23 protein-coding genes and 1 pseudogene are annotated in these 23825 nt (G+C 71.9%); 14 read left to right on the forward strand and 10 right to left on the reverse strand.

Annotation, left to right across the window (positions count from 1 at the left end):
* From GTY56_RS11805 to GTY56_RS11820, 4 genes are all read left to right on the forward strand, one after another.
* Positions 1-918 (forward strand): ATP-binding SpoIIE family protein phosphatase (locus tag GTY56_RS11805; RefSeq protein WP_161364983.1); only part of this gene is annotated, 918 nt, incomplete at its 5' end.
* Between the two features lie 128 nt (positions 919-1046).
* Positions 1047-2411, forward strand: a complete 1365-nt coding sequence (locus tag GTY56_RS11810; protein WP_161364985.1) for an FAD-dependent oxidoreductase — start codon at positions 1047-1049, stop codon at positions 2409-2411.
* A 156-nt stretch (positions 2412-2567) separates the two neighbouring features.
* Positions 2568-3062 carry a lamin tail domain-containing protein gene (locus tag GTY56_RS11815; RefSeq protein WP_161364986.1) on the forward strand — a complete coding sequence of 165 codons (495 nt, stop codon included), beginning with the start codon at positions 2568-2570 and terminating at the stop codon, positions 3060-3062.
* A 92-nt stretch (positions 3063-3154) separates the two neighbouring features.
* Positions 3155-4177 carry an alpha/beta fold hydrolase gene (locus GTY56_RS11820; RefSeq protein ID WP_161364988.1) on the forward strand — a complete coding sequence of 341 codons (1023 nt, stop codon included), beginning with the start codon at positions 3155-3157 and terminating at the stop codon, positions 4175-4177.
* On the opposite strand, the gene GTY56_RS41560 is transcribed toward GTY56_RS11820, so the two are convergent.
* From GTY56_RS41560 to GTY56_RS11845, 5 genes are all read right to left on the reverse strand, one after another.
* On the reverse strand, positions 4154-4756 hold the full coding sequence (locus GTY56_RS41560) for an FAD-dependent monooxygenase (protein WP_202510040.1): 603 nt from the start codon (positions 4754-4756) through the stop codon (positions 4154-4156). The two genes, GTY56_RS11820 and GTY56_RS41560, sit on opposite strands and share 24 nt — an antisense overlap.
* Before the next feature lie 108 nt (positions 4757-4864).
* Positions 4865-5239, reverse strand: coding sequence for a roadblock/LC7 domain-containing protein (locus GTY56_RS11830; protein ID WP_030847269.1), 375 nt, complete (start codon positions 5237-5239; stop codon positions 4865-4867).
* A 65-nt stretch (positions 5240-5304) separates the two neighbouring features.
* The gene (locus tag GTY56_RS11835; RefSeq protein ID WP_161364992.1) at positions 5305-5826 is read right to left on the reverse strand and encodes a roadblock/LC7 domain-containing protein; all 522 of its coding nucleotides are present in this window, start codon (positions 5824-5826) and stop codon (positions 5305-5307) included.
* A 38-nt stretch (positions 5827-5864) separates the two neighbouring features.
* On the reverse strand, positions 5865-6695 hold the full coding sequence (locus GTY56_RS11840; RefSeq protein ID WP_161364994.1) for a hypothetical protein: 831 nt from the start codon (positions 6693-6695) through the stop codon (positions 5865-5867).
* The gene (locus GTY56_RS11845; RefSeq protein ID WP_161364996.1) at positions 6692-7120 is read right to left on the reverse strand and encodes a hypothetical protein; all 429 of its coding nucleotides are present in this window, start codon (positions 7118-7120) and stop codon (positions 6692-6694) included. Before GTY56_RS11845 ends, GTY56_RS11840 begins: the two co-directional genes overlap by 4 nt.
* Before the next feature lie 226 nt (positions 7121-7346).
* Here GTY56_RS11845 and GTY56_RS11850 point away from each other — a divergent pair, with 226 nt between their 5' ends.
* On the forward strand, positions 7347-8240 hold the full coding sequence (locus GTY56_RS11850; protein ID WP_161364998.1) for a phosphorothioated DNA-binding restriction endonuclease: 894 nt from the start codon (positions 7347-7349) through the stop codon (positions 8238-8240).
* Between the two features lie 81 nt (positions 8241-8321).
* Here the strand turns inward: GTY56_RS11850 and GTY56_RS11855 are convergent.
* Positions 8322-8977: pseudogene (locus GTY56_RS11855) on the reverse strand (alpha/beta hydrolase).
* Positions 8978-9415: 438 nt separating this feature from the next.
* On the opposite strand from GTY56_RS11855, the gene GTY56_RS11860 reads away from it, so the two are divergent.
* Both GTY56_RS11860 and GTY56_RS11865 read left to right on the forward strand, forming a co-directional pair.
* Entirely contained in the window at positions 9416-11299 is a 1884-nt protein-coding gene (locus tag GTY56_RS11860; RefSeq protein ID WP_524540094.1) for an ATP-binding cassette domain-containing protein, read from the forward strand.
* Positions 11300-11430: 131 nt separating this feature from the next.
* Positions 11431-12114: an acetoacetate decarboxylase family protein gene (locus GTY56_RS11865; protein WP_161365002.1), complete on the forward strand. Its 684-nt coding sequence runs from the start codon at positions 11431-11433 to the stop codon at positions 12112-12114.
* A 24-nt stretch (positions 12115-12138) separates the two neighbouring features.
* Here GTY56_RS11865 and GTY56_RS40470 read toward each other — a convergent pair whose 3' ends face one another.
* Both GTY56_RS40470 and GTY56_RS11875 read right to left on the reverse strand, forming a co-directional pair.
* The gene (locus GTY56_RS40470) at positions 12139-12327 is read right to left on the reverse strand and encodes a CstA-like transporter-associated (seleno)protein (protein ID WP_161365004.1); all 189 of its coding nucleotides are present in this window, start codon (positions 12325-12327) and stop codon (positions 12139-12141) included.
* Positions 12324-14477: a carbon starvation CstA family protein gene (locus GTY56_RS11875; protein WP_161365006.1), complete on the reverse strand. Its 2154-nt coding sequence runs from the start codon at positions 14475-14477 to the stop codon at positions 12324-12326. The genes GTY56_RS40470 and GTY56_RS11875 overlap by 4 nt, the downstream gene beginning before the upstream one ends.
* A gap of 227 nt (positions 14478-14704) precedes the next feature.
* Between GTY56_RS11875 and GTY56_RS11880 the strand changes: the two genes are divergently transcribed.
* The 3 genes from GTY56_RS11880 to GTY56_RS11890 are packed head-to-tail and all read left to right on the forward strand — an operon-like array spanning position 14705 to position 17153.
* Complete coding sequence (locus GTY56_RS11880; protein ID WP_161365008.1) at positions 14705-16246, forward strand: sodium:solute symporter family protein; 1542 nt, start codon at positions 14705-14707, stop codon at positions 16244-16246.
* Positions 16243-16809, forward strand: coding sequence for a sigma-70 family RNA polymerase sigma factor (locus GTY56_RS11885; protein ID WP_161365010.1), 567 nt, complete (start codon positions 16243-16245; stop codon positions 16807-16809). The genes GTY56_RS11880 and GTY56_RS11885 overlap by 4 nt, the downstream gene beginning before the upstream one ends.
* Entirely contained in the window at positions 16806-17153 is a 348-nt protein-coding gene (locus tag GTY56_RS11890) for a hypothetical protein (RefSeq protein ID WP_237524628.1), read from the forward strand. Before GTY56_RS11885 ends, GTY56_RS11890 begins: the two co-directional genes overlap by 4 nt.
* Here the strand turns inward: GTY56_RS11890 and GTY56_RS11895 are convergent.
* Positions 17135-17755 carry a dihydrofolate reductase family protein gene (locus tag GTY56_RS11895; RefSeq protein ID WP_161365012.1) on the reverse strand — a complete coding sequence of 207 codons (621 nt, stop codon included), beginning with the start codon at positions 17753-17755 and terminating at the stop codon, positions 17135-17137. The genes GTY56_RS11890 and GTY56_RS11895 overlap by 19 nt on opposite strands.
* A gap of 130 nt (positions 17756-17885) precedes the next feature.
* Here GTY56_RS11895 and GTY56_RS11900 point away from each other — a divergent pair, with 130 nt between their 5' ends.
* The gene (locus tag GTY56_RS11900) at positions 17886-18539 is read left to right on the forward strand and encodes a maltokinase N-terminal cap-like domain-containing protein (protein ID WP_161365014.1); all 654 of its coding nucleotides are present in this window, start codon (positions 17886-17888) and stop codon (positions 18537-18539) included.
* 9 nt (positions 18540-18548) lie between these two features.
* Here the strand turns inward: GTY56_RS11900 and GTY56_RS11905 are convergent, their stop codons facing one another.
* The gene (locus tag GTY56_RS11905; protein WP_161365016.1) at positions 18549-19493 is read right to left on the reverse strand and encodes a helix-turn-helix domain-containing protein; all 945 of its coding nucleotides are present in this window, start codon (positions 19491-19493) and stop codon (positions 18549-18551) included.
* A gap of 101 nt (positions 19494-19594) precedes the next feature.
* Between GTY56_RS11905 and GTY56_RS11910 the strand changes: the two genes are divergently transcribed.
* The 3 genes from GTY56_RS11910 to GTY56_RS11920 all read left to right on the forward strand — a co-directional run.
* On the forward strand, positions 19595-20626 hold the full coding sequence (locus GTY56_RS11910; RefSeq protein ID WP_161365018.1) for a saccharopine dehydrogenase family protein: 1032 nt from the start codon (positions 19595-19597) through the stop codon (positions 20624-20626).
* 179 nt (positions 20627-20805) lie between these two features.
* Positions 20806-21894, forward strand: a complete 1089-nt coding sequence (locus GTY56_RS11915; RefSeq protein ID WP_161365020.1) for an extracellular solute-binding protein — start codon at positions 20806-20808, stop codon at positions 21892-21894.
* Positions 21895-22092: 198 nt separating this feature from the next.
* Positions 22093-23825 (forward strand): GAF domain-containing protein (locus tag GTY56_RS11920; RefSeq protein WP_237524670.1); only part of this gene is annotated, 1733 nt, incomplete at its 3' end.

The raw sequence follows: 23825 nt of genomic DNA on the forward strand, positions 1-23825 counted from the left end.
CTGCACGCCGCGGCCACGATGGGCCGGCTGCGCACCGCGGTGCACAACTTCTCCGCCCTCGATCTGCCGCCCGAGGAACTGATCGCCCTGCTGGACGAGTTGGTCGGCCGTATCGACCAGGACGAGACGGAGGACGAGGGCAGCGCCCCCGTCACCGGCGCGACCTGTCTGTACGCCGTCTACGACCCGGTGTCCCGGCGCTGCACCGTCGCACGGGCCGGGCATCCCCCGCCGGCCCTGATCCACCCGGACGGCACGGTGGAGTATCCCGACGTGCCCGCCGGTCCCCCGCTGGGACTCGGCGGTCTGCCGTTCGAGACGGCTCAGCTGGAGCTGGCCGAGGGCAGCCGGCTCGTCCTCTACACCGACGGTCTTGTCGAGGACCGGGAGCGGGACATCGACGTGGGCCTGGAGATGCTGCGCGAGGCGCTGGGCCGGGCGGGGCAGTCGCCCGAGGACACCTGCCGGGTGGTGCTCGACTCGCAGCTCACGGCCCGCTCCAGCGACGACATCGCGCTGATCGTCGCGCGCACCCGGGCGCTGGCCCCAGGCCAGGTCGCCGAGTGGCCGGTGCCGGCCGACCCCGCGGCCGTCGGCGAGGTGCGGGCGGCGGTGAGCCGGCAGCTGACCGAGTGGGGCCTGGACGAGCTGACGTTCAGCACGGAGCTGATCCTGAGCGAGCTGGTCACCAACGCACTGCGGTACGGCGGCGGCCCCATACGCGTCAGGATGCTGCGCGACCGCAACCTGATCTGCGAGGTGTTCGACAGCAGCAGCACCTCGCCGCGCCTGCGGTACGCCACCATGACGGACGAGGGCGGACGTGGCCTGTTCCTGGTCGCGCAGCTCGCGGAGCGCTGGGGCACCCGCTACCTGCCCGCGGGGAAGGTCATCTGGGCGGAGCAACCCCTGCCATAAGGGAGACCATGGGCTCCCCATAAAGTAGCCTTATGAGCTCATAGACCGGACCCTCGTACCGACTTAGGCATGCCTTAGTTTAGGCTTCCCGTCGAGATCGCTTGTCGCCGCTCGAAGGGAACCTGACCATGCCCCGCCCCCTGCGGGTAGCCATCGTCGGATCCGGCCCCGCCGGGATCTACGCCGCCGACGCCCTGCTCAAGTCCGAGGTGGCCGCCGAACCCGGCGTTTCCATCGACATCTTCGAGCGCATGCCGGCGCCGTTCGGACTGATCCGTTACGGCGTCGCCCCCGACCACCCGCGGATCAAGGGCATCATCACGGCCCTGCACCAGGTGCTCGACAAACCGCAGATCCGGCTCTTCGGCAACGTGGACTACGGCACCGACATCGGCCTGGACGACCTGCGCGCGTTCTACGACGGCGTGATCTTCGCCACCGGCGCCACGGCCGACCGGGCACTTTCGCTGCCCGGCATCGACCTGGACGGCTCGTACGGTGCCGCGGACTTCGTGTCCTGGTACGACGGCCACCCGGACGTGCCGCGCACCTGGCCGCTGGAGGCGGAGAAGGTCGCCGTGCTCGGCGTCGGCAACGTGGCACTCGACATCGCGCGCGTCCTGGCCAAGACGGCGGACGAACTGCTGCCGACCGAGATCCCGGCGAACGTCTACGAGGGTCTGAAGGCCAACCGGGCCAAGGAGATCCACGTGTTCGGCCGACGCGGCCCGGCACAGGCGAAGTTCAGCCCGATGGAGCTGCGGGAACTGGACCACTCCCCCAACATCGAGGTCATCGTCGACCCGGAGGACATCGACTACGACGAGGGCTCGATCACCACGCGGCGCGGCAACAAGCAGGCCGACATGGTGGCCAAGACCCTGGAGAACTGGGCGATCCGCGACGCCGGCGACCGGCCCCACAAGCTCTTCCTGCACTTCTTCGAGTCGCCGGTCGAGGTCCTCGGCGAGGACGGCAAGGTCGTGGGCCTGCGCACCGAGCGCACGGAACTCGACGGCACCGGCAACGTCAAGGGCACCGGCACGTTCAACACCTGGGACGTCGGCGCGGTGTACCGCGCGGTCGGCTACCTGTCCGACAAACTCCCCAAGCTGCCCTGGGACATCGACTCGGGCACCGTTCCGGACGAGGGCGGCCGGGTCATGCAGGAGTCGGGCGAGCACCTGCAGTCCACGTACGTCACCGGCTGGATCCGGCGCGGCCCCATCGGCCTCATCGGGCACACCAAGGGTGACGCCAACGAGACGGTGGCGAACCTGCTGGACGACTACCGCAACGACCGGCTGCACACGCCCGCAACTCCCGCCCCGGAGGCCGTGGACGCGTTCCTCGCCGAGCGCGACATCCGCTTCACCACCTGGGACGGCTGGTACCGGCTGGACGCCGCGGAGAAGGCTCTGGGCGAGCCCGAGGGCCGCGAGCGCGTGAAGATCGTCGAGCGCGAGGACATGCTGCGGGCCAGCGGCGCCTGACGCTTCACACCTGACGTTTTACCTCCCGCGGGGCGGGTTCGGCGGCAATGTCACCGGACCCGCCCTTCTGCGTACTTGAAGCGTGTACGATCCGGATGCTTCACCGAACCATCACATCGCCTTCACTTGAAGGCCATGCAGGGGGGACGAACGTCCATGCGCATACGCCTTGTCGCCACCACGGCTCTCGCCGCCGGAGCCCTGACCGCTCTGTCGGCGGTCCCGGCCCAGGCGGCCGAGTACGACTCCGCGCTGAAGATCCGGGGCATCCAGTACGACGCTCCCGGCAGCGACTCCAACCGCTGCTCGGGCGGGAACACCGCCGAGGAGTACCTCACCATCAAGAACTACTCGCGCTCCACGACGGTGAACCTCAAGGGGTACGTCGTGAAGGACGCGGCGGGGAACACCTTCACCTTCACCGCGAGCCACACCCTCCAGCCGGGTGACTACGTGAAGCTGCGCGGCGGCAACGGGACCGACTCCGACACCAGGAACGTCGTCTACCGCGACAACTGCAACTTCATGTGGAACAACGACAAGGACACGATCTACGTGTACAAGCCGTCCGGCAGCCGTGCCGACGTGCACTCGTACACCAAGCGCGGCTCCGACGCGGACGGCAACGGGTACATCACCTACCACGGCTGAGCCTTTTGCCGATCCGGCAACAGGCTTGGGGTGCGGCGCGGCGGGCGCTGGATGATCGGTGGACTGAACGCCCTTCGATCGCGGGAGGATCCATGCCGCAGACGTCCGCCGCCGACCGCACGCACCGCCTGGTGCCCACGCCGGCCGGCCGCGCCCACCTCGTGGAGCAGGGCGCCGGACCACTCGTCCTCCTGCTGCACGGGTTCCCCGAGTCCTGGTACTCCTGGCGCCACCAGTTGCCCGCTCTGGCAGCGGCCGGCTACCGCGCGGTCGCCGTGGACGTACGCGGCTACGGCCGCTCGTCCCGGCCCCCGGAGGTGGACGCGTACCGGATGCTCGATCTCGTGGAGGACAACGTCGCCGTGGTGGAGGCGCTGGGCGAGCCGTCCGCCGTGCTCGTCGGGCACGACTGGGGCGCGACCATCGCGGCGACCTCCGCTCTGGTCCGGCCGGAGATCTTCCGCGCGGTGGGGCTGCTGAGCGTGCCCTACACCCCGCCCGGCGGGCCGCGACCGAGTGAGGTCTTCGCGAGGATGGGCGGTGACGAGGAGTTCTACGTCTCCTACTTCCAGGAGCCGGGCCGGGCCGAGGCGGAGATCGAGCCCGACGTGCGCGGCTGGCTCGCGGGCTTCTACGCGGCCCTGTCTGCGGACACGCTGCCCGGGGCCGACCCCTATTTCGTGGCCCGCGGCGGTCGGTTGCGCGACCGGTTCCCCGCCGGCCGGCTGCCGGAGTGGCTGAGTGAGGCCGATCTCGACGTCTACGCCGCGGAGTTCGAACGCACCGGACTGACGGGGGCACTGAACCGGTACCGGAACATGGACCGCGACTGGCGGGACCTGGCGGACTTCGCCGGTGCCCCAGTCACCCAGCCGTCGCTGTTCATCGGGGGCACCCTGGACGCGTCCACGACCTGGCTGGCCGAGGCGATCGAGGCGTACCCGGCCACGCTGCCCGGGCTGAGGGGCTCGCACCTGCTGGACGGCTGCGGTCACTTCGTCCAGCAGGAGCGTCCCGCCGACACCAACCGGCTGCTGATCGAGTGGCTCGCCGGCCTTCCGGGCCAGGTGTGCCGTGCCGGGACGTCGGGGTCAGGCAGCCGGCGGTCGAGGTAGGCGCGCAGACCCGTGAGGTCGGTGCCGCGTGCCAGGTGACCCACGTACCCGTCGGGCCGTACGAGGACCTGCGTGATGCCCGGCCGGGGGCTCCGCGCGCCCGGGCGGTGCACGTACACCAGGCCTCGCCGCTCGCCAGCGGCAGATCCTCGGTCCAGTGGTGGCCGGGGCCGGTGAGCAGCAGGTGGTAGCCCGGTCCGGCGATGCGCCGCTGGAGTCCGGCCGGGGTGCCGGGCAGGCGGTCTCCCGCGCGGGGGCCCTGCCGAGGGCGCCGCGGTCCGGTGGCAACTCCTCCGGTGCGGCCCCACGGCAGACGTGGGCGAGTTCCCAGCCGAGGTTGAGCGCGTCCTGGATGCCGGTGTTCATGCCCTGTCCCCCGGCCGGGCTCTGGATGTGCGCCGCGTCGCCGGCGAGGAAGAACGGTCCCCTGCGGTAGTGGGTGGCGCCGCGGCTGTAGTTGCGGAAGCTCGTCATCCCAGACCGGGTCGTGCAGGGACGGCTTGTCGGGCGTCCACCGTCTCCTCGGTCCCGTCGCGGCGTCGCAGGCGGCAGGTGACGCACGTCCAGGGGTGCCGTCATGGCACCCACCGCAGACGCGGCGGGCCGCGCGCGGGCCGTCGTCGTGCGGCGTGCCGGTACCCTCCGCGACGTGTCCGTGGCGGAGGGCTCCCGTTCGGTGGGGCCGGTTCAGACCTCCAGGTCGGCCTCGATGCGGCGCAACTGGTGGCGGGCCATGGCGAGGTTGGCCCTGCTCCCGTCGAGCACGAGGTAGAGGAAGAGTCCGCTGCCTCCGCGGCCCTTCAGGAGGCGGATGAGGTGATACTGGGTGTTCAGGGTGATCAGGATGTCCTCGATCTCCTCCTTCAGTCCCAGGTGCTCCATGGTGCGCAGTTTCGACCGCACGACGTCGGTGTTGCCCGCGGCGGCGACTTCCAGGTTGAAGTCCTTGCTGCCGCCGAGGGTGCCGAGGGCCATGCCGCTGGTGTAGTCGACGAGGGCGACGGCCGTCGCTCCGTCGATGGAGCTCAGGCATTCCTTCAGCGCGGTCTCCGTGTTGGCCATGCGCTTGGTTCCTTTCCTTCGGTCTTCTACTTCGATGGGTCGGTGGGTCTGGTGGTCCGGGTGGCTCAGACGCCGGTCTGCGGGCGCGGCTCGTGCGGGGGCCGCTGCGGGGTCCGTACCGGGAGGGTGCCGATGGGGCGGTCGCCGGCCGGGGGCACGGTGGCCAGGTGCTCGTCGGATGCCGGCCGGTCGGCGTGCCGACCGGTGCCGGGGCCCATCCCCGTGGCCACCAGGTCGGCGATCCGGGCGCCGCTGCGCCGGCCTTCCAGGTGCAGGCGGCCGACGTTGACGCGGTCCTCGGCCAGGAGGGTGAGCACGGCGGTCGCTCCGGCGGCGTAGGTCGCGACGTAGCCTCCGGAGCCCCGCACCAGCAGTTCGCGGAATTCGCCGCGGGCGGCGGCGTCGGTCATGCGGTAGGCGACGCCGAGGGCGGCGGCGGTGAGCGCCGCGAGTCCCTCCGGCTCGGTGCCCGGCACGTCGTGGGCGAGCACGAGTCCGTCGACGGTGGCCGCGAGGGAGCCCGTCAGCCGGGGTATGCGGGTGCGGAGCCGACGCAGTTCGTCCAGGACGTCGGTCTCGACGGCCATGAGCAGTCTCCTTTCGGCACGCTGTCTTCGCGCGCGGATCACAGTGCCTCCAAGGCGTGCAGGAGCCGTCGCAGCAATGCGGTGTCGGGCTCGTCCGGTGCCGCGGGACGAGGTGAGGGGCCCGGCTCGGCGGACACGGTGGCGGACGCTGGGGCTGGGGCTGGGGCGGACCTGGGGGCGGGGAGCAGGGGTGCCACGGGGGCGACCAGTCCTGCGGCGGCGAGGCGGCGGAGCTCGACGAGGGTGTGGAAGGTGCGGCAGGCGAGGGCGGTGGCGATCTGGGCGGCGGTGCGCACACCGTCGACCTCGGCGAGCGTCCGCCCGCGGCGGGCCGGCAGGTCGGCGGCGTCCGGCCCGTGCACCCGGGCCAGAGGCGCACGGTCGACGGCGGGCTCGGGCCATATGCGGTGCAGCAGTTCGCGGCGGCGTCTGGACTCGCGCAGGACGGTGTCCACCGGTACGGAGCGGACCGCGCCGAGCCAGTGAGCGGCTCCGGGCCGGAAGCGGAGCGCCGGTCCGTCGTGGGCGAGGACGAAGTACGCCGCGTCGAAGAGGGCGCCCAGGTGGCACAGTTCCAGCGCGCCGGCGGCGAGGTGGCCGCTGTCGACCAGTTGCCGTCCTACACGGCAGCGGCGGCCGGCCTGGTCGATCGCCTCCCACCAGCCGTCCGGGGCGAGTGCGCCGCTGTGGGTGAGCAGGTCGCCGAGGTCGGGGGTGACGGCGGACTCGACGTGGACGATGTGTCCCGCCGCGAGGTAGACGATCCCCGTCTCGGTGGACAGGGCCCCGGTCGCGCCCTGCTCGGCGAGCGTGCCGAGCCGGGCCGAGGCGGGTTCGCCGGTGCGCAGGGCCCCGGTCGGCGGGCTCATCCGAGCACCAGCCGGTCCGCCATCTCGGCCAGACGGATGCGGGCCAGGGCCAGGTTCCCTTCGTCACGGTCCAGCCACAGATGCACGAACACCGTGCTGTCGAAGGTCGTGGTGACGAACCTGAGCAGGTGGTACGAGTCGGCGTTCGTGATGATCAGGTCCTGTACGGGGGGCTCCTTGCCGGACGGTCCGCCCGAGTCGTCGTCGGGCGCCCCGCCCGGGCCCCTGCCGGTCAGGGCGAGGGCGCCGCTCTCGGTGGCGAGACGGGCGAGTTCGGCGGTTTCCGCAGCCGTCGCCTCCACGTCGCCACCGGGTGCGTCACCCACCGCTCCCAGCGCAAGACCACTGATCCAATCGACCACCGACGCCCCTCGAGCACCTTGCAGTCGCATGGCGTCCAGCAGACTCTCGTCGATTCCGGGCACGCCGAATCCCCTCCCCCTGCACGGCCGTTCCCGCGAACGTGAGCACGACACTACGCACCGTGCTTGGCCCAGGTGAACGCTTTGGCATTTTCCAAAGGAATGTGCAATGGAGCGGGCGGGGGCGCGATGGGATCGATCCGAAGTGAGCAGGACCTGTCTCGCCCGCGTACCACGCCGCGGTCGGTGTCACCTCCGTTCCCGGCGGATCCGCCTATCATCACTGGCCATGGACTGGCTGGAGCGCATGGCGAAGCTCAGGCAGTGGAGCAGGAGCGGCACTCGCGCTCCGCACAAGCCACTGCTGCTCCTGCACGCCCTCGGCCGGTTCCAGCAGGACCCGGACAGCGAGCTGCGGTACAGCGCGGTGGAGGCGGACCTTCAGCGCCTGCTGACCGAGTACGGGCCGCCGAACAGGACGACGCCCGCCTACCCGTTCCACCACCTGGCCGGCGACGGCGTGTGGGAGGTGCGTACCGACAGCGGGCACGGCAGTCCGGGGAGCGGCGTACGAGATCTCCGGGAGACGGGTGCCACCGGCCGGCTCGCACCGGAACTCAGGACCGCCCTGCGACGAGAACCTGAACTACTGGGGCGGATCGCACGGTTATTGCTCGAACTGCACTTCCCGCCCTCCCTCCACGCTGACTTGTGCGAGGCCGTCGGCCTGGAACTGGAGCCGCCGGAAACCGAGCACCTCGCGATCATGCCCAGGCAGCGGGACCGGCGCATGCGCGATCTCGTGCTGACCGCCTACGAGTACCGGTGCGCTTTCTGCGGCTACGACGGCAGGATCGGTACGGTTCCAGTCGGGCTGGAAGCCGCCCATGTGCGCTGGTGGGCATTCGGGGGCCCGGACGACGTCGACAACGGGCTGTGCCTGTGCTCGCTGCACCACAAGCTCTTCGACAAGGGCGTCCTCGGGCTCGACGACGGCCACCGCATCCTGGTCTCCCAGCGCTTCGTCGGCCACAGTCCCGCTGCCCGCGAGCAGGTCGTCGCACTCGCGGGCCGTCAGCTGATCGGTCCGCAGCCCGGCATGTGCCCCGTCGCGGCCGATCACCGCGCCTGGCACATGAACCAGGTTTTTCACGGCGCACCACGCCCCGCCACCGCGGCCTGAGAAGCTACCGCCGCACCTGGCTCTTCCGCGGAACGCCAGTGTCCCGCCGCGGCAGCATTCGCCTGCCTCGACCGGTCGGCCTCAGGCGCTGAGTGCGGCGCGCAAGGTGGTGGCCATCAGGTCGATGGCTGCTTTGCCCGCCGGCACCGGCCCCGTGCGGGTGAAGTAGTGGTCGACTCCCCCGAAGACACGGTGGATGACGGGAACGCCGGCGGCCGCGAGAGCCTTGACGCAGGCGTCGCCCTCGCCGCGCAGGCGGTCGTTCTCCGCAGTGATGACCAGGGCGGGAGGCAGCCCGGTGAGGTCATCGGCCAGTGCGGGCGAGACGAGGGGGTCGGCACGGTCGGCGGGGTCCGGGACGTAGGCGGCCGTGAAGACCCGCATGAGCCGTGGGCTGAGCAGCGGCTTGGCGATGAGGGACTGCTTCGTCGCGGGGTCGGCGAGCTGGTCGAGCGGTGCGGAGTCGATGATCTGAAGTCGGGGGGAGAAGGTTCCACGGTCCCTGGCCATGCGGCAGACCGCGGCCGTCAGGTTGGCCCCGGCGCTGTGCCCGCCCACGGCAAGGCGTGAGTCGTCCCAGCCGCCCGCTGGGCCGTTCTCGGCGACCCACGCGGTGACGTCGTTGCTTCGATGCGCTCGGGGACGTCCGTGAAGCGCAGGTCCTTGTGGACGCGCGACATCGTCCGACCGAGCAGCAGTTGGATCCCTCTGGCCTGCATTCTGGGGCTCAACGGCACGACTCTTCCCGCATCGCTACAACTGTGAAGTACAGGATTCCTGATAACGGGCTCTCGCTCGGCTTCGCGCAATGGGCAAGAGTCGTTCGGCCGTGCCGACCGATCCCGGTGATGATTTTCGCGCCCGCGCGCGGCTGCGGGGCCGGCACCGCAGGCCTTGCCGGGAGTGGACCGGTCTCCCGCCCGACGGGCTGCACTTCCGCTGCGCGCGCGCCGAAACCCCGCGCACCACAGGCGTTTCGAGCCTCCGCGATTCGGCCAGGTCCGGGACCCGGCGGACCGGCTCCGGCAACGAGCCCGCACGGTCGACCCCTTGTGCGGCAAGGGGCCCCGGACGTCCGAAATCGAGCGCGTTCGATTCGGGTGCCGTGTCGTTAGGCCGTGCACCGCCGAGCCGTCCCGGCACGGCACGGACCTCCAGGAGGGATCCAGGTGACGGTGACCGACGCCTCGAACGCTGAAGAGAACACTCCGCCTCCTCCCCCACCCGCGACCATCACGTTCGGCGGGAAGTACGGCGAGAATCCGCTGGCGGACGCCAGTTTCACCGCGATGTGCCGCCGCCTGCCGTCCGTCCTCGGGCACACCGCGCGCATGGCGTGGGGCGTCGACAGGGCCGGCGTCGTGCTGCTCCTCGCCTGCCAGCTTCTCACCGGCATCGCGGCGGCCGTGGTCCTCGCGTTCACCGCGCGGGCGATGACGGACATCCTCGGCAGCGGCACGGTTTCCGAACGCCTGCACCATGCACTGCCCGCCCTGATCGCGGTGACGGCAGCCGCTGCCGTCGGCCGGATCAGCAGCGCCCTGTCCTCCTACGCCGACGGGCGGATCACTCCGCGGCTGACGACCGAGGCGGACATCGCCCTGGTCGCCGCCGTGTGCCGGGTGGAGAGCTCCGCCTACGGCGAGGACGGCTTCGCCGACCGGCAGGAAGCCGCCGAAGTGGGTGTCACCCGCGCCCGGATGATGGTCCAGGACGCCCAGCGGTTCATGTCCGCCCTGATCCGCATGATCGCCGCGAGCGGAGTCATCACGGCACTGCACCCGCTGCTGCTGCCACTGCTGCTCCTGGCCGTTCTCCCCGCCGGCGCCGGTGCCGTCCTGTCCGCCCGCGTCGACTACGAGACGCACTACCTGAACGTCGGCGACCGCAACGTGCGTTCCATGATGCGCTGGTGGGCCACCTACTCCCGGTTCGGCGACGAGGTCCGCGCCAACGGCATGACCGGCTATCTCGTCTACTGGTACCGGGCGCTGTCCGACCGCATCGACCAGCGCACCCTCACCGCCGCCCCGCGCCAGTTGCGCATCGTGCTGACCACCAGCGCCCTGGGCGGGGTCTTCCTGCTGAGCACCTGGGCCACGCTCGCCTGGCTGGCCGCCGGCGGCCGGATCGCCCTGCCGGTCGCCGCCACCGCCGTCGTCGCCGTGCAGACCACCCTCGCGGCGCTCAGCCAGTTCGTCATCCACGGTGCCGCGATGTTCCACACCTCGCTCTACCTGGCCGACATGCGGTCCTTCCTCGACATGGCCGCCGAACGCGCCCCGCGCCGCGGTGAGCTGACCATCCCCGAACGCGTCGACGAGATCCGCCTCGACGAGGTCGAGTACCGGTACCCGGGCAAGAACGAACCGGCCGTCGCGGGCGTGTCGCTCACACTGCGCCGCGGCGAGATCCTGGCGATCGTCGGCGAGAACGGTTCGGGCAAGTCCACCCTGGCCAAACTCATCACCGGCATCCTTCTCGCCGACAAGGGCCGCGTGCTGTGGGACGGCGCGGACCTCGCTCACGCCGACCCCGACGCCGTGTGGCAGCGAACCGCTCTCGTACCGCAGAATTTCGCGTGCTGGCCCCTGCGCGCCCGCGAGAACATCACCCTCGGGCAGCCGAAGACCTTCGACGACGGTCCCGTGTGGGACGTGGTCGACGCCGTCGGCATGCGCGAGGCCATCGAGAAGCTGCCCCGGCAACTGGACACGCTACTCGCCAAGGAGTTGTGGGGCGGCGCCGAACTGTCCGGCGGGCAGTGGCAGCGCCTGGTGTGCGGGCGCGCCCTGTACCGCCGGACGCCGCTGCTGATCCTGGACGAGCCGACGTCCCAGATGGACGCCCGCGGCGAGCACGCCATCTTCCTCGAGATCAAGAGGATCGCCGTCGAACGCATGACGATCGTCGTCACCCACCAACTGGAGAACACCCGCCTCGCCGATCGCGTCCTCGTCATGGACAAGGGCCGGGTCGTCGAACAGGGAACGTACGAGGACCTCGTCGGCGCCGGCGGCCTGTTCGCCGAACTCGTCGCACTCGCCCAGGACCGTTGAGCCCGGTGACCGAGCCGGACCGGGCCCGTGGCTGCGTGCCGCGGGCCCGGTCCGGGCCGCCGCGAGTGGGACAATCAGCCGTACCGGTCCGAACCGAGGAAGTCGGTCATCACGCCGTGGAGCAACCAGCCGTGCCCTTTCCTCCGTCGCCGTGGCACCTCACCGGTGACATGGTCGTCTCGCTGTGGCGCGTCCCGGCGGACGACCTGCCGCCCTGGCCTCTCCCGCACGCGGCCCGTCCCTGGGTCGTGCGGCGCCGTGCCACCCTGCTGACCTTCTGGGCGGACTACCGGCCCGGCGGCGTCCTCGCCTACCGCGAGTTCCTGATCGCCCTGGCCGTTCGCCACGGCCGGTGGCTCGCCGGCAGCACCGTGGCCGCCTGGGTCGACGACGAACGCTCCCTGGCCGGGGGACGCGCTCTGTGGGGGATCCCGAAGGAGCAGGGCGTGATCGCGCTCGGCGCGGACGGCCGGGACAGTCGGGGCGAGCTGACCGCCGACGGCATCCCGCCGGTCCGCGTCACGTACCGGGACGTGCTGCGGCTGCCCTTCCGGCTGCCTGCCCGCGCCCACCTGGTCCAGCGACTGCCCGGCGGCAGGGAATGCCGCGTGCCCATGCGGATCAGCGGACGGCCGGCCCTCGGCCGCAGCCGCGTCACGACCGGGGCCGGCGCCGGGGGGCGGTCGCTCGACGGCTCGGCGGGCCGGCCTCCCGGAGTTGCCGCCGGTGCGGGCGATGCGCTGTCCGTCCTCGCCCGGCACCAGCCGCTCCTCTCCCTCGCCGTCCGCGACTTCCGCGGCACCGTGGGCAGTTGAGGCGCACGGCGCCGCGGGAGCCGCTCAGCAGCAGCGGCTGTGGGTGCGGGCCTCCCGATGCCGGGCGCGCAGCACCTGGTACTCCCGGGGGGTGGGCACCGGGGCGAGCGGGTGGTGGCGTCGGTGCCGCTCGCAGTGGCGGTCGTACTCGGCCTCGCCGGTCAGCTCCCGCAGATACCAGCGCACCGCCCGCGCCCAGTGCCGGATCCTCACGAGCGGGCTCCGGCCAGGGGCTCGACGGAGTCGCCGGGTGCCTCGATGCGGGACTCGACGTACGGGGCCTCGGTGGTCGGCAGCGGCGTCGCCGACCGTACCGCCCGCACGCAGACCACCGCCGCGTTGCCGATCACCACGGCGACCAGGAGCAGGAAGAGGGCGATGAGGACGCCGTCGACGGTGGAGTTGGTGACCACGGTGTGCATGTCGGCGGTCGTCTTGGCGGGGGCGAGGATCCGGCCGGCGTCCAGGGCGTCGGCGTAGTGGGCCCGTTGGGCGAAGAAGCCGATCTTCGGGTCGCCGGAGAAGACCTTCTGCCAGCCGGCGGTGAAGGTGACCGCGGTGACCCAGGCGAGAGGAACGCCGGTCACCCACGCCCAGCGCAGCCGCCCGGACTTGACGAGGACGGTGGTGCAGACGGCGAGGGCGATGGCTGCGAGCAGCTGGTTGGCGATGCCGAAGAGCGGGAAGAGCTGGTTGATTCCGCCGAGCGGGTCCGTGGCGCCGGTGTACAGGAAGTAGCCCCAGGCGGCTACGACCAGGCCGCTGCACAGCCAGATTCCGGGCTTCCAGTTGACCCGGCCGAGGGGCTTCCAGACGTTGCCGAGCATGTCCTGGAGCATGAAGCGGCCGACGCGGGTGCCGGCGTCCACCGTGGTCAGGATGAACAGCGCCTCGAACATGATCGCGAAGTGGTACCAGAAGGCCTTCATGGCGGCCCCGCCGAAGACCCCGGAGAAGATCTCCGACATGCCGACCGCGAGGGTCGGGGCGCCGCCGGAGCGGGCGATCAGGGTCTGTTCCTCGACCGCCTTCGCGGCTTGGGTGAGCTGGTCGGGGGTGATGGTGAAGCCGAGGCCCGCCACCGCGTGGGACGCGGACTCGGCGGTCGCGCCCAGGAGACCGGCCGGTGCGTTCATCGCGAAGTACAGGCCCGGCTCCAGCGTCGCCGCGGCGATCAGCGCCATGACCGCGACGAACGACTCCATCAGCATCGCGCCGTAGCCGATCAGCCGGACCTGGGACTCCTTCTGGATGAGCTTCGGGGTCGTTCCGGAGGAGACCAGGGCGTGGAAGCCGGACAGCGCGCCGCAGGCGATCGTGATGAAGAGGAAGGGGAACAGCGCCCCCGCGAAGACCGGCCCCGCTCCCGACGTCGCGAAGTCGCTCACCGCGTCGGCCCTGAGCACGGGCGCGGCCACGATCACGCCCACCGCGAGCAGGGCGATGGTGCCGATCTTCATGAAGGTGGAGAGGTAGTCGCGCGGCGCGAGCAGCATCCACACCGGCAGCACGGAGGCGACGAAGCCGTAGCCGATCAGGCAGAAGACCAGGGTGGTGGGGCTGAGGGTGAACGTGGAGGCGAGGGAGGAGTTCTGCACCCAGCCGCCGCCGACGATCGCCAGGAGCAGCAGCGCCACGCCGATGAGGCTGGTCTCGACGACCCGCCCCGGACGGACGCGGTGCATCCAGAAGCCCATGAAAAGGGCGATGGGGACGGTCATCGCGACGGAGAAGGTGCCCCATGGGGAGTGGGCCAGGGCGTTCACGACCACCAGGGCGAGCACACCGAGCAGGATGATCATGATGGCGAACACCGCGACCAGGGCGGCCGCCCCGCCCGCCCGGCCGATCTCGTCGCGGGCCATCTGGCCCAGCGACGTGCCGTCCCGGCGCATCGACAGGAACAGCACCACCATGTCCTGCACCGCCCCGGCGAAGATCACCCCGGCGACGATCCACAGGGTGCCCGGGAGGTAGCCCATCTGGGCCGCGAGAACCGGTCCCACGAGCGGCCCGGCACCGGCGATCGCGGCGAAGTGGTGGCCGAGCAGCACCCGGCGGTCGGTCGGCTGGAAGTCGACGCCGTCCTCGAGACGCTCGGCGGGAGTGGCCCGGCGGTCGTCCGGCCGGAGCACCCGGCGGGCGATGAACCGTGCATGGAAGCGGTAGGCGATGGCGTACGAGCCGAGCGCGGCGACCACCAGCCAGACCGCGGAGATCTTCTCGCCCCGGGCGAGCGCGAGGACGCCCCAGGCGACGGCTCCGAGTAGGGCGACGCCGGTCCACAGCAGGGCTGATCGTAGTGATATACGCGACTTTTCGGGCGCGGGCAGGCCGGATTCGGGCAGGGTGGACGCAGGCATGGCGGCTCCTCACCAGGGCGGTGCGGGGCACCTCGTGACCCGAGGCGCCCGGGGATCAGCGAAGCGGCGGCTCTCCCGCTCGCTGGGGGTCTGTGCAAGAGTTGCCCACCCCCCGGAACCGGTTGACAGCGAATTTCCAGAGGATTTCCCGCCGGTTTCGTGTCCTCCGATCCGGGCCGCCGCGCAACTCTTGCGCGAGGGATCAGGCACACCAAGGACGGTGACCCATGGCCGACGGCACCATGACCGCGACGTTCCTCGCCGTGATCGGCGGAGCGTCGCTGCTCGCCGTCACCGCGCGGCGCCTGCGGCCCAGCGGCCGGCTGCCGTCCCTGGAGGGCTGGGCGCTGGCCGACCGCAGCCTGGGCCCGGTGTGGACCTGGTTCCTGCTGGGCGGCACGATCTTCACGGCGTACACCTTCATCGCCGTGCCGGGGCTGGCGTACGGCAACGGCGCCGCGGCGTTCTTCGCCGTGCCGTACACCGTGATCGTCTGCCCGCTCGCCTTCGTGCTCCTCTCCCGGCTGTGGACCGTGGCCCGCCGCCACGGCTACGTCACCGTCGCCGACTTCGTCCGCGGGCGGTACGGCTCACCGCCGCTCGCCCTGGTGGTCGCACTGACCGGGATTCTCGCGACCATGCCCTATCTGGCGCTCCAGTTGCTGGGCATACGGGCCGTGCTGACGGCCGGCGGGGTGTATCCGCGCGGTGCCGCCGGGGATCTGGTGATGGTGGCGCTGTTCGCGGGGCTCGCCGTGGCGACGTACCGGCACGGGCTGCGGGCGCCCACCGTGATCTCGGCGCTGAAGGCGGTGGCCGTCTTCGTGTCGCTCACCGCGGTCACCTGGCTGGTCCTGGTGCGGCTCGGCGGTCCGGGTGCCGTTTTCGACGGAGCGGCCCGGCGGCTCGGCGGCGACGCGCTGCTGCCGGCCCCGGCCCAGCAGCCGGCCTACGCCACCCTCGCGCTCGGTTCGGCGCTCGCCCTGCTGATGTACCCGCACGTGCTGACGGCGGGGTTCGCCGCCGACGGGCCGCGCACCCTGCGGAAGGTCGCGGTGGCGCTGCCCGCCTGGACGGGACTGCTCGCGCTCTTCGGCGTCCTCGGCTTCGCGGCGCTCGCGGCCGGGGTGCGGGCACCGGAGGGCGGAGCGGAGGCGGCGGTGCCGATGCTGGTCGACCGGCTGATGCCGGGGCCGCTGGCCGGGCTGGTGTTCGGCGCGATCACCGTCGGGGCGCTGGTTCCGGCGGCGGTGATGTCGATCGCTGCCGCCACCAGTTTCGTGCGCAACGTGTACGTCGAGTACGTGCATCCGACGGCCACGCCCAAACGGCAGGTCCGCATCGCCAAGGCCGTCTCGCTCATCGCGAAGGCCGGGGCGGTCGCGTTCGTCTTCGGACTGCGCGAGCAGGACGCGATCAACCTCCAGCTGCTCGGCGGGGTCTGGATCCTGCAGATCTTCCCCGCCGTCGCCGTGGGCCTGTTCACCGGACGACTGCATCCCCGGGCGCTGCTCGCCGGGTGGGCGGCGGGCATGGCGGCCGGGACGTATCTGGTCGTCCGCGAGGGTTTCTCGTCCATCGTGGGCTTCGGTTCCGGGCCGCTGGAGATCTACGCCGGACTCGCCGCCCTGCTGCTCAACCTGATCGTCGCGGTGGCCGGCACCGCCGTACTCGAACGTCTCGGCGTCCCGCGCGCCGCCGACCTGACCGGCCTGCCGTCCCGCCTGACCGTCAGGCGGCGTCCGGAGACGGGAGCGAACCAGCAGTGAGACACAGACACCCGATACCGGTACCGGAGCCCGGCGTCGAGGCGCTGACGCCCGCACCGGCCGACCCTGCGGAACGGGAGCGCGAGGCCGGACTCGCGGGGCTCTTCGAGCTGCACTACGCGTCGATGCTGCGCCTGGCGGTGCTGCTGGGCGCGGACGACCCGGAGAACGTGGTGGCCGAGGCGTACTACCAGATCTACCGGAAGTGGCGGCGCCTGAGGGACATCGAGGCGGCGGAGGCGTATCTGCGCTCCACGGTGTGCAATCTGACCCGGATGCGGATCCGGCACCTCCAGGTCGCCCGCAGGCACGCGGAGAGTCCTCCGGAGGAGACCGTCGTCTCCGCCGAGAGCGCGGCGCTGCTCCGCGACGACCAGCGCGTCCTGATCGACGCGCTGCAACAGCTGCCGGCCCGGCAGCGCGAGGCGCTCGTGCTGCGGCACTGGCTCGGGCTGAAGGAGGGCGAGATCGCCGCCGCGATGGGCATCTCCTCCGGTTCGGTCAAGACACACACGGCGCGCGGCCTGGCCGCGCTGACCCAGGCGATGGAGGCCCGGCGATGAACCACACCGATCCGGACCGCACGGAGCGGGAGCTGACCGAGGCCCTGGCCGCCCTCGCCGGCGGGGTGCACGCCGCCCCTGACGCCTATCGCACGGCGCGCGGCGCGTGGCTGCGCCGCGAACGCCGTCGCCGGCTCGTCCTCGCGGTGCTCATCACCGTCGTGTTCACGCTCGCCACACTGATCGGCCTGTGGGTGCTCAACGAGGCTCCGTCCCGCTCGGGAGCGATCTTCTCCGGCCTCCCGAACGCCGGTCCGGCGAAGGCCGGGCTCACGGACGCCGGGCTCCCGAACGCCGGACCCCAGGACGCCGGGCTCCCGGACGTTCAGATCAGCACGCGGTAGGTCACGTGCGTGATCCCGCTCGCCGCCCGCGAGGTCACCTGCTCCAGTCTCAGCGGCGGGACGCCCTCGAACAGCCGCGTGCCGGCGCCGAGCGTGAAGGGCGCGATGTGCAGCCGCAGCTCCTCGATCAGGCCGGCGCTGAGGTACTGGTTGACGGTGGTCGCGCCGCCGAGCACGGTGACGCCGCCGTCCCCGGCCGCCTCGTGTGCCCGGGCCAGCGCCGAGGCGATGCCGTCGGTGACGAAGTGGTACGTCGTCCCGCCGTCCATGGGCTGCGGCTCGCGCGGGTGGTGGGTGAGCACGAACACCGGCGCGTGGAACGGCGGATCGCCACCCCACCAGCCGTTCCAGGGCCGGTCCCACGCTCCGCGCACCGGCCCGAACATGTTGCGTCCCATGATGAACGCCCCGGCCGTGTTCAGCCGTTCGATCTCGGCGCGGTTCTCCTCGGGTGTGCGGAACATCCAGGCGTGCAGCTGTTCACCCGAGCCGTCGCCGCCGTCGTCCCCGAACGGCCGCTCCTCCGTCTGGCCGAGCCCGGCCGAGTAGCCGTCGGCCGAGATCGTGATGTCGCACACCACCCTGCCCGTCGATGGGGTCATGGTCCTGCCCTCCTCGTGGCGTTCGGTGTCAGAACCTACGCGCACGGGCTCCCGCCCTGGGCCCCTGACCGGGCCGCGCGGGTGCGAAAGTGTGATCGCCCGTACGACGCAACGAAAGGGAACCCTCGGCATGGCCGTCATCCACCACACCACCCTGAAGCCGACCAAGCTGGAACTCCTCACCGCCTGGCTGCCGTCCCGTCCGTGGTACCGCGGCACGGGGGAACCGGAGTTGGCGAAGTCGGGCGGCTTCCGGCTCGACGATCCGCAGGGCGAGGTGGGAATCGAGTTCATGGTGGTCACCGACGCCTCCGGCCCCGAGCCGGTCGCGTACCTGGTGCCTCTGGCCTATCGCGGTGCCCCCCTCGAAGGGGCGGAGCACGCCCTCGTCGGCACGATGGAGCACGGTGTGCTGGGGCAGCGCTGGGCCTACGACGGCTGTCATGATCCCGTGCTGGTCGACCGGCTGACGGCCCTGATCGAGGGACGGGCGCAGGCCCAGGACCAGAACGTCAGCGACACCCCCGCCCAGGAGGTCACCGTCTCCCGCACGGAAGAAGGTCTCCTTGCGGACTTCACCGTCACCGACGACCGGGACGGCACCGCGCTGACCACACCGAAGGGCCCGGTCCTCCGCTTGCACCGGGCCCTTGAGCCCGTTGCGGACGGCCTGTTCGTGCCCCCGCGGGGAGCGATCGGCCATGTCGCGGGCTCCTGGGAGGCGCCGGACGGCACCCGCGCGCAGGGGGCGTTCGCCGTCCTGCACGGCGGCGGCCGGGCGTAGCTCCCGGGATCAGCGGGCCCGCGAGCGGAACGTCCTGCGGTACGTGTCCGGGGGCACGCCGACCGTGCGGTTGAAGTGGCGGCGCAGCGTCGTGGCGGTCCCCATGCCGGTGGCCGCCGCGATGCTGTCGACGCTGTCGTCGGTCTTCTCCAGCAGTTCCTGGGCATGCCGGATGCGCTGGGTCAGCAGCCATTGCAGAGGGGTCGTGCCGGTGGCCGCTCTGAAATGCCGGCCCAGGTGCCGGGAGCTCATTCCGGCCCGGCGGGCCAGGTCCTCCACGGTCAGCGGCTGGTCGAGCCGCTCGATGATCCAGGGGAACAGGGCGGCGAGCGGGTGGTCGTCCCGCTCGGGCACCGGGGCGGTGACGAACTGGGCCTGGCCGCCTGCCCGGTGCGGGGGTACGACCAGGCGGCGGGCGACGGCGTTGGCGACCGAGGAGCCGAGGTCGAGACGGACGAGGTGCAGACACAGGTCCAGCGCGGCGGCCTTGCCGGCGGAGGTGAGCACTCTGCCGTTGTCCACGTACAGCACGTCGGGGTCGACCGCCACCAGGGGGTGACGGGCGGCCAGTTCACCGGTGTGCGCCCAGTGTGTGGTGGCGCGCAGCCCGTCGAGAAGCCCTGCCGCGGCGAGTACGAACGCGCCCGTGCACAGGGAGACCACCCGCGCGCCCGCCTCGTGGGCCTCGCGCACCGCGTCGACCAGGTCTGCGGGCGGGTCCTCGTCGACGTCGGCCCAGCCGGGGACGATCACGGTGCCGGCGTGGCGGAGCCGGCCGAGGCCGGCGTCGGGTTCCAGCCGGAAGCGGCCGATGTGCACGGCGGCCGGGCCGCAGACGGCGAGGTCGTACCAGGGGCCCGTCACCCCTGCCGGGGCGGCGGCGAACACCTCGTGCGCCAGGGCCAGTTCGAAGTGCAGCATCCCGTCGGTGGCGGCCAGCGCAACAGTGGTCATGTCCGTAATTGTATGGGGCATGTCGTTCCGGACACTCACGGTCGGATGCTCGTCCCCGTCAGGATGGCCGCAGTTGATCAGTCGAGCACAGGGGAGAGCTCATGGGGCCGGGTCAGACGGTGACGGTGTTCGGCGCGTACGGGCACACCGGGCGGTTCATGGTGGCGGAACTGGTGGAGCGCGGGTTCGTCCCGGTCCTCTCGGGCCGCGACGAGGTGAAACTGAAGGCGCTGGCGGCGTCGTACCCCGGGCTGGAGGTCAGGCCGGCGGCGGTCGACGATCCGGACGCGCTCGACCGCGCGCTGGCCGGGGCGGCGGCGGTGGTCAACTGCGCCGGGCCGTTCGCCACTACGGCCGCTCCGGTGATCGAGGCGGCCCTGCGCGCCGGCGTCCCGTACGTCGACGTGGCCGCCGAGATCGAGGCGAACGCGGACACGTTCGCGCACTTCGCGGACCGGGCCCGCGCCGCGGGAGCGGTGGTCGTCCCGGCGATGGCCTTCTTCGGCGGACTCGGTGACCTGCTGGCCACCGCGGCGATGGGCGACTGGACGGGCGCAGACGAGGCACACGTGGCGTACGCGCTGAGCGGTTGGCAGCCCACGGACGGGACACGCGCCGCCGGCGTGGTCTCCCGGGAGCGGCGGGGCGGTGCGCGCGTGGTGTTCCGGAACGGGCGCCTGGACTACCGCCGGGACGCGACGACGACCCTCCGGTGGCCCTTCCCCGAGCCTGTGGGTTCCCGGACGGTCGTCGGGGAGTTCACGATGGCCGACGTCGTGACCATCCCCAGCCACCTGGCCGTCCCCGAGGTGCGCACCTACATGACGGCCGAGGCCGCCCGGGACGTGTCGGCGCCCGGCACCGCGACGCCGACGGCGGCCGACGAGCACGGGCGGTCCGCACAGACCTTCCTCGTCGACGTCGTCGTGCGCTCCGGCGGCACCGAACGGCGTGCCGTGGCGCAGGGGCGGGACATCTACGCGGTCACGGCGCCGCTCGCGGTGGAGGCGGTGGCCCGCATCCTCACCGGGCGCACCCGGACGGCCGGTGTCGTCTCCGCCGGCGAGATCTTCGACGCGGCCGACTTCCTCCGTTCGCTGTCCTCGCACCTCTCGGTGGAGCTGCGCCGGTGAGCTGCCCGCGCGGGAGGGTGCGGCGGCCGTACGGGGCACGGTGATCGCCCGGGCTCCCGCCGTCAGACTCTGGGAAGAAGGTACTTTTCCTGGTAAACACTGACCAAAGATGCACGAGGCAGCCGGTCGACCGGGAGACACCCTGGGTCACGGATCATCCCTGGGGCAGGAGGCAGCCGGTGGGAGACGTCGCACTGGGCCGCAGAGCCTTCCTGGCCGGAGCCGGAGGGCTCGCCGCCGGCGCGGTCGCGGCCTCGCTCACGGGGTGTGAGGCACGTACCGAACGGAGTGCCGCCGAGAGCAGCGGGCTGCTCGTCGTGCGGAACTTCGGCGGTTCCTACGGCGAGGCGAACCGGAAGGCCGTCTACGACCCGTTCACCAGGGAGACCGGCATCCGGATCCGAGTGGTGGACTTCGGGCACGAGCAGATGCTCGCCCAGATCAAGGAAGGCCGTCCGCGGTTCGACGTCATGGACATCGATATGTCCAATCTGGTGCTCTTCGAGCACGAGGGCGCCTCCGAACCACTGGACTACGGCCGGTTGAAGAACACCCGGAACGCCGGCATCGCCCGGTCGCTGCTCACCCCCAACGGCGTGGGCAAGAGCTACTGGGCCAGCGTCCTCGCCTACCGCACCGACGCGTTCGGCGGGAGGAGACCCGAATCCTGGGCGGACTTCTGGAGCCTTGGGCGCTTCCCGGGCAGCCGCGCGCTGCAAGGCGAGGTGGACTGTCCGGAACTGGAGTTCGCGCTGCTCGCGGACGGTGTGCCGCTCGACCGGCTCTACCCCCTCGACGTGGACCGCGCCTTCAAGGTCATGGACGAGATCCGAGGTTCGGTCCGGACGTTCTGGGAGTACGGCGCTGAGCCCGGTGAGCTGTTGTCCCGCGGCAGTGCCGTGGCCTGCAGCACCTGGGCGGGCCGGCTCCAGAGCCTGCTCGGGCGCGGAGCTCCCCTCGCCTACGAGTGGAACGGCGCCCGCAGGCAGAGCAACGGCTTCGGCATCCCCAAGGGCTCCGCGAACCCGGACGCGGCCTACCGGCTGATCGATTTCGCGCTGCGGCCCGAGGTGCAGGCCCACATGGCCCGGCTCTATCCCGACGGCCCCGTGGTGCCCGCCGCCTACGGGTACCTCACCGAGTCCACCGCGGTGCATCTGGCGAGCACTCCCGGCCATTTGCTGTCGGGCTTCGATCTGGACATCGACTGGTGGCTCGAGAACCGTGACGCCGTGACCAGGCGCTGGCAGGAGTGGGCTCGCACCTGAGCGACTGAATGCAGCCATATGGCTGAATATGAACGTGCATGGTAAAGAGTCCGTATGCCCCGGCACCCCGGTCGGTTCCCGGCCTCCCGCTCCTCCCCGCACAGCGGGGGGCGCACCCGGTCGGCCTCACGACGGCCGGGGCGGCACGACGCGCGGCAGGAGTCCGCCGCCCGGTCCCCGGGAGGGCGATGGCGGGCCCTGCCGAGGGTGCGCAGCGTCGCCGGCCAGGTGTTCCTGCTGCAGTCGGTGATCATGGTGCTGTTCGCCGCCGCCGCGGGAGGAGCCCTCGTCGTGCAGGCGCGGGAGGCGAGCACGCAGGAGGCGCGTCAGCTCTCGAAGGGCGTCGCGCAGTCCTTCGCGCGAGCCCCGGGAACGCTGGACGCCATGAAGTCCGGCAACCCCACCGAGCTGCTCCAGCCGCGCGCGGAGGACGCCCGGAAGAACACCGGCGTCGACTACGTGGTGACCTTCGATCCCCAGGGTTTCCGCTGGACCCACCCCGACCCGGAACTGATCGGCAAGCACATCTACGCCGTGCGCGAGGGCGGCGCCGCCGACCGGCCGTTCACCAAGACCTTCGAAGGAAGCCTCGGTCTGGCCGTGGACACGACGGTTCCGGTCTACGACACCAACGGGATCACCATCGCCGGCTTCGTGTCGGTCGGGGTCACCGTGGCCAGCGTGGACGACGTGGTGCAGGATCAGCTGCCGCAGCTGCTGGGGTTCGCCGCCGCCGCGCTCGCGGTGGCCGCGGGCGGCACCGCACTGGTCTCGTGGCGGTTGCGGCGGCAGACCCGCGGCCTGGACCCGTCCGAGATGACGCGCATGTACGAGCATCACGACGCGGTGCTGCACGCGGTGCGGGAGGGCGTGCTGATCATCGGGAGCGACGGCCGGCTGCTGCTCGCGAACGACGAGGCGCGCCGGCTGCTGGACCTGCCCGGGGATGCCGAGGAGCGCCGGGTGACGGATCTCGGTCTGGAGTCGGGCACCGCCGAGCTGCTGGGTTCGGGCCGGCCGGCCAGCGACGTGGTGCACCTGGCCGGCGACCGGCTGCTGGCGGTCAACGTGCGGCCGGTCGACCCGGACGACCGCACGGCGGGCAGCGTGGCGACCCTGCGCGACACGACGGAGCTGCGGGCGCTGGCGGGCCGGGCGGAGGTGGCCCGGGAACGGCTGGGGCTGCTGTACGAGGCGGGGATGCGGATCGGAACGACGCTGGACGTGGTGCGTACCGCGCAGGAACTGGCCGAGGTGGCGGTCCCCCGGTTCGCCGACACCGCCACGGTCGACCTGCTGGATCCGATCCTGCGCGGCGCGGTGCCGGCCGGGCCCGGTCCGCAGATGCGCCGGGTGGCGGTGCACGGCGTCGACGGCGCCCGGTCGCTCTATCCGGTGGGTGAGCTGATCCGCTTCGTCCCCTCGTCGCCGGCGGCCGTCGGCGCCGAGCGCGGCCGTGCGGTCCTTGACGTCGATCTGACCGCTCCGGGCGGCTGGATGAGCGCACAGGACCCCGTTCGCGCGCGGCGCGTGCTGGACCTCGGTTTCCACTCCCTGATCACGGTGCCGCTCCAGGCCCGCGGCGTGGTGCTGGGCATGGCGAGCTTCTGGCGCTCCGCCGGCGTTCCCTTCGGCAGGGAGGATCTGGCCTTCGCCGAGGAGCTGGCCGCCCGCGCCGCGGTCGCCGTCGACAACGCCCGCCGCTACACCCGCGAGCACACCCTGGCCGAGTCACTCCAGCGCAGCCTGCTGCCGGGCTCCCTGCCCGACCACTCGGCCGTCGAGGTCGCCCACCGCTATCTGCCCGCCCTGGAGGGCGTGGGCGGCGACTGGTTCGACGTGATCCCCCTGCCCGGTGCCCGGGTCGCCCTGGTGGTCGGCGACGTCGTGGGGCACGGCCTGCACGCCGCGGCCACGATGGGCCGGCTGCG

Origin of the sequence: Streptomyces sp. SID5643 (assembly GCF_009872555.1) — a bacterium.
Classification (GTDB): domain Bacteria; phylum Actinomycetota; class Actinomycetes; order Streptomycetales; family Streptomycetaceae; genus Streptomyces; species Streptomyces iakyrus.

Excerpts from the sequence above, each read along its gene's own strand:
- GTY56_RS11840 (WP_161364994.1), bottom strand. The coding sequence starts at position 6,695 with ATGAGCCCGCCGACCGGGGCCCTGCGCACCGGCGAACCCGCCTCGGCC.
- GTY56_RS11890 (WP_237524628.1), top strand. The coding sequence starts at position 16,806 with ATGAACCACACCGATCCGGACCGCACGGAGCGGGAGCTGACCGAGGCC.
- GTY56_RS11820 (WP_161364988.1), top strand. The coding sequence starts at position 3,155 with ATGCCGCAGACGTCCGCCGCCGACCGCACGCACCGCCTGGTGCCCACG.
- GTY56_RS11905 (WP_161365016.1), bottom strand. The coding sequence starts at position 19,493 with ATGACCACTGTTGCGCTGGCCGCCACCGACGGGATGCTGCACTTCGAA.
- GTY56_RS11875 (WP_161365006.1), bottom strand. The coding sequence starts at position 14,477 with ATGCCTGCGTCCACCCTGCCCGAATCCGGCCTGCCCGCGCCCGAAAAG.
- GTY56_RS11880 (WP_161365008.1), top strand. The coding sequence starts at position 14,705 with ATGGCCGACGGCACCATGACCGCGACGTTCCTCGCCGTGATCGGCGGA.
- GTY56_RS11850 (WP_161364998.1), top strand. The coding sequence starts at position 7,347 with ATGGACTGGCTGGAGCGCATGGCGAAGCTCAGGCAGTGGAGCAGGAGC.
- GTY56_RS41560 (WP_202510040.1), bottom strand. The coding sequence starts at position 4,756 with ATGACGGCACCCCTGGACGTGCGTCACCTGCCGCCTGCGACGCCGCGA.
- GTY56_RS11900 (WP_161365014.1), top strand. The coding sequence starts at position 17,886 with ATGGCCGTCATCCACCACACCACCCTGAAGCCGACCAAGCTGGAACTC.
- GTY56_RS11835 (WP_161364992.1), bottom strand. The coding sequence starts at position 5,826 with ATGGCCGTCGAGACCGACGTCCTGGACGAACTGCGTCGGCTCCGCACC.
- GTY56_RS11810 (WP_161364985.1), top strand. The coding sequence starts at position 1,047 with ATGCCCCGCCCCCTGCGGGTAGCCATCGTCGGATCCGGCCCCGCCGGG.
- GTY56_RS11895 (WP_161365012.1), bottom strand. The coding sequence starts at position 17,755 with ATGACCCCATCGACGGGCAGGGTGGTGTGCGACATCACGATCTCGGCC.
- GTY56_RS11910 (WP_161365018.1), top strand. The coding sequence starts at position 19,595 with ATGGGGCCGGGTCAGACGGTGACGGTGTTCGGCGCGTACGGGCACACC.
- GTY56_RS11830 (WP_030847269.1), bottom strand. The coding sequence starts at position 5,239 with ATGGCCAACACGGAGACCGCGCTGAAGGAATGCCTGAGCTCCATCGAC.
- GTY56_RS11815 (WP_161364986.1), top strand. The coding sequence starts at position 2,568 with ATGCGCATACGCCTTGTCGCCACCACGGCTCTCGCCGCCGGAGCCCTG.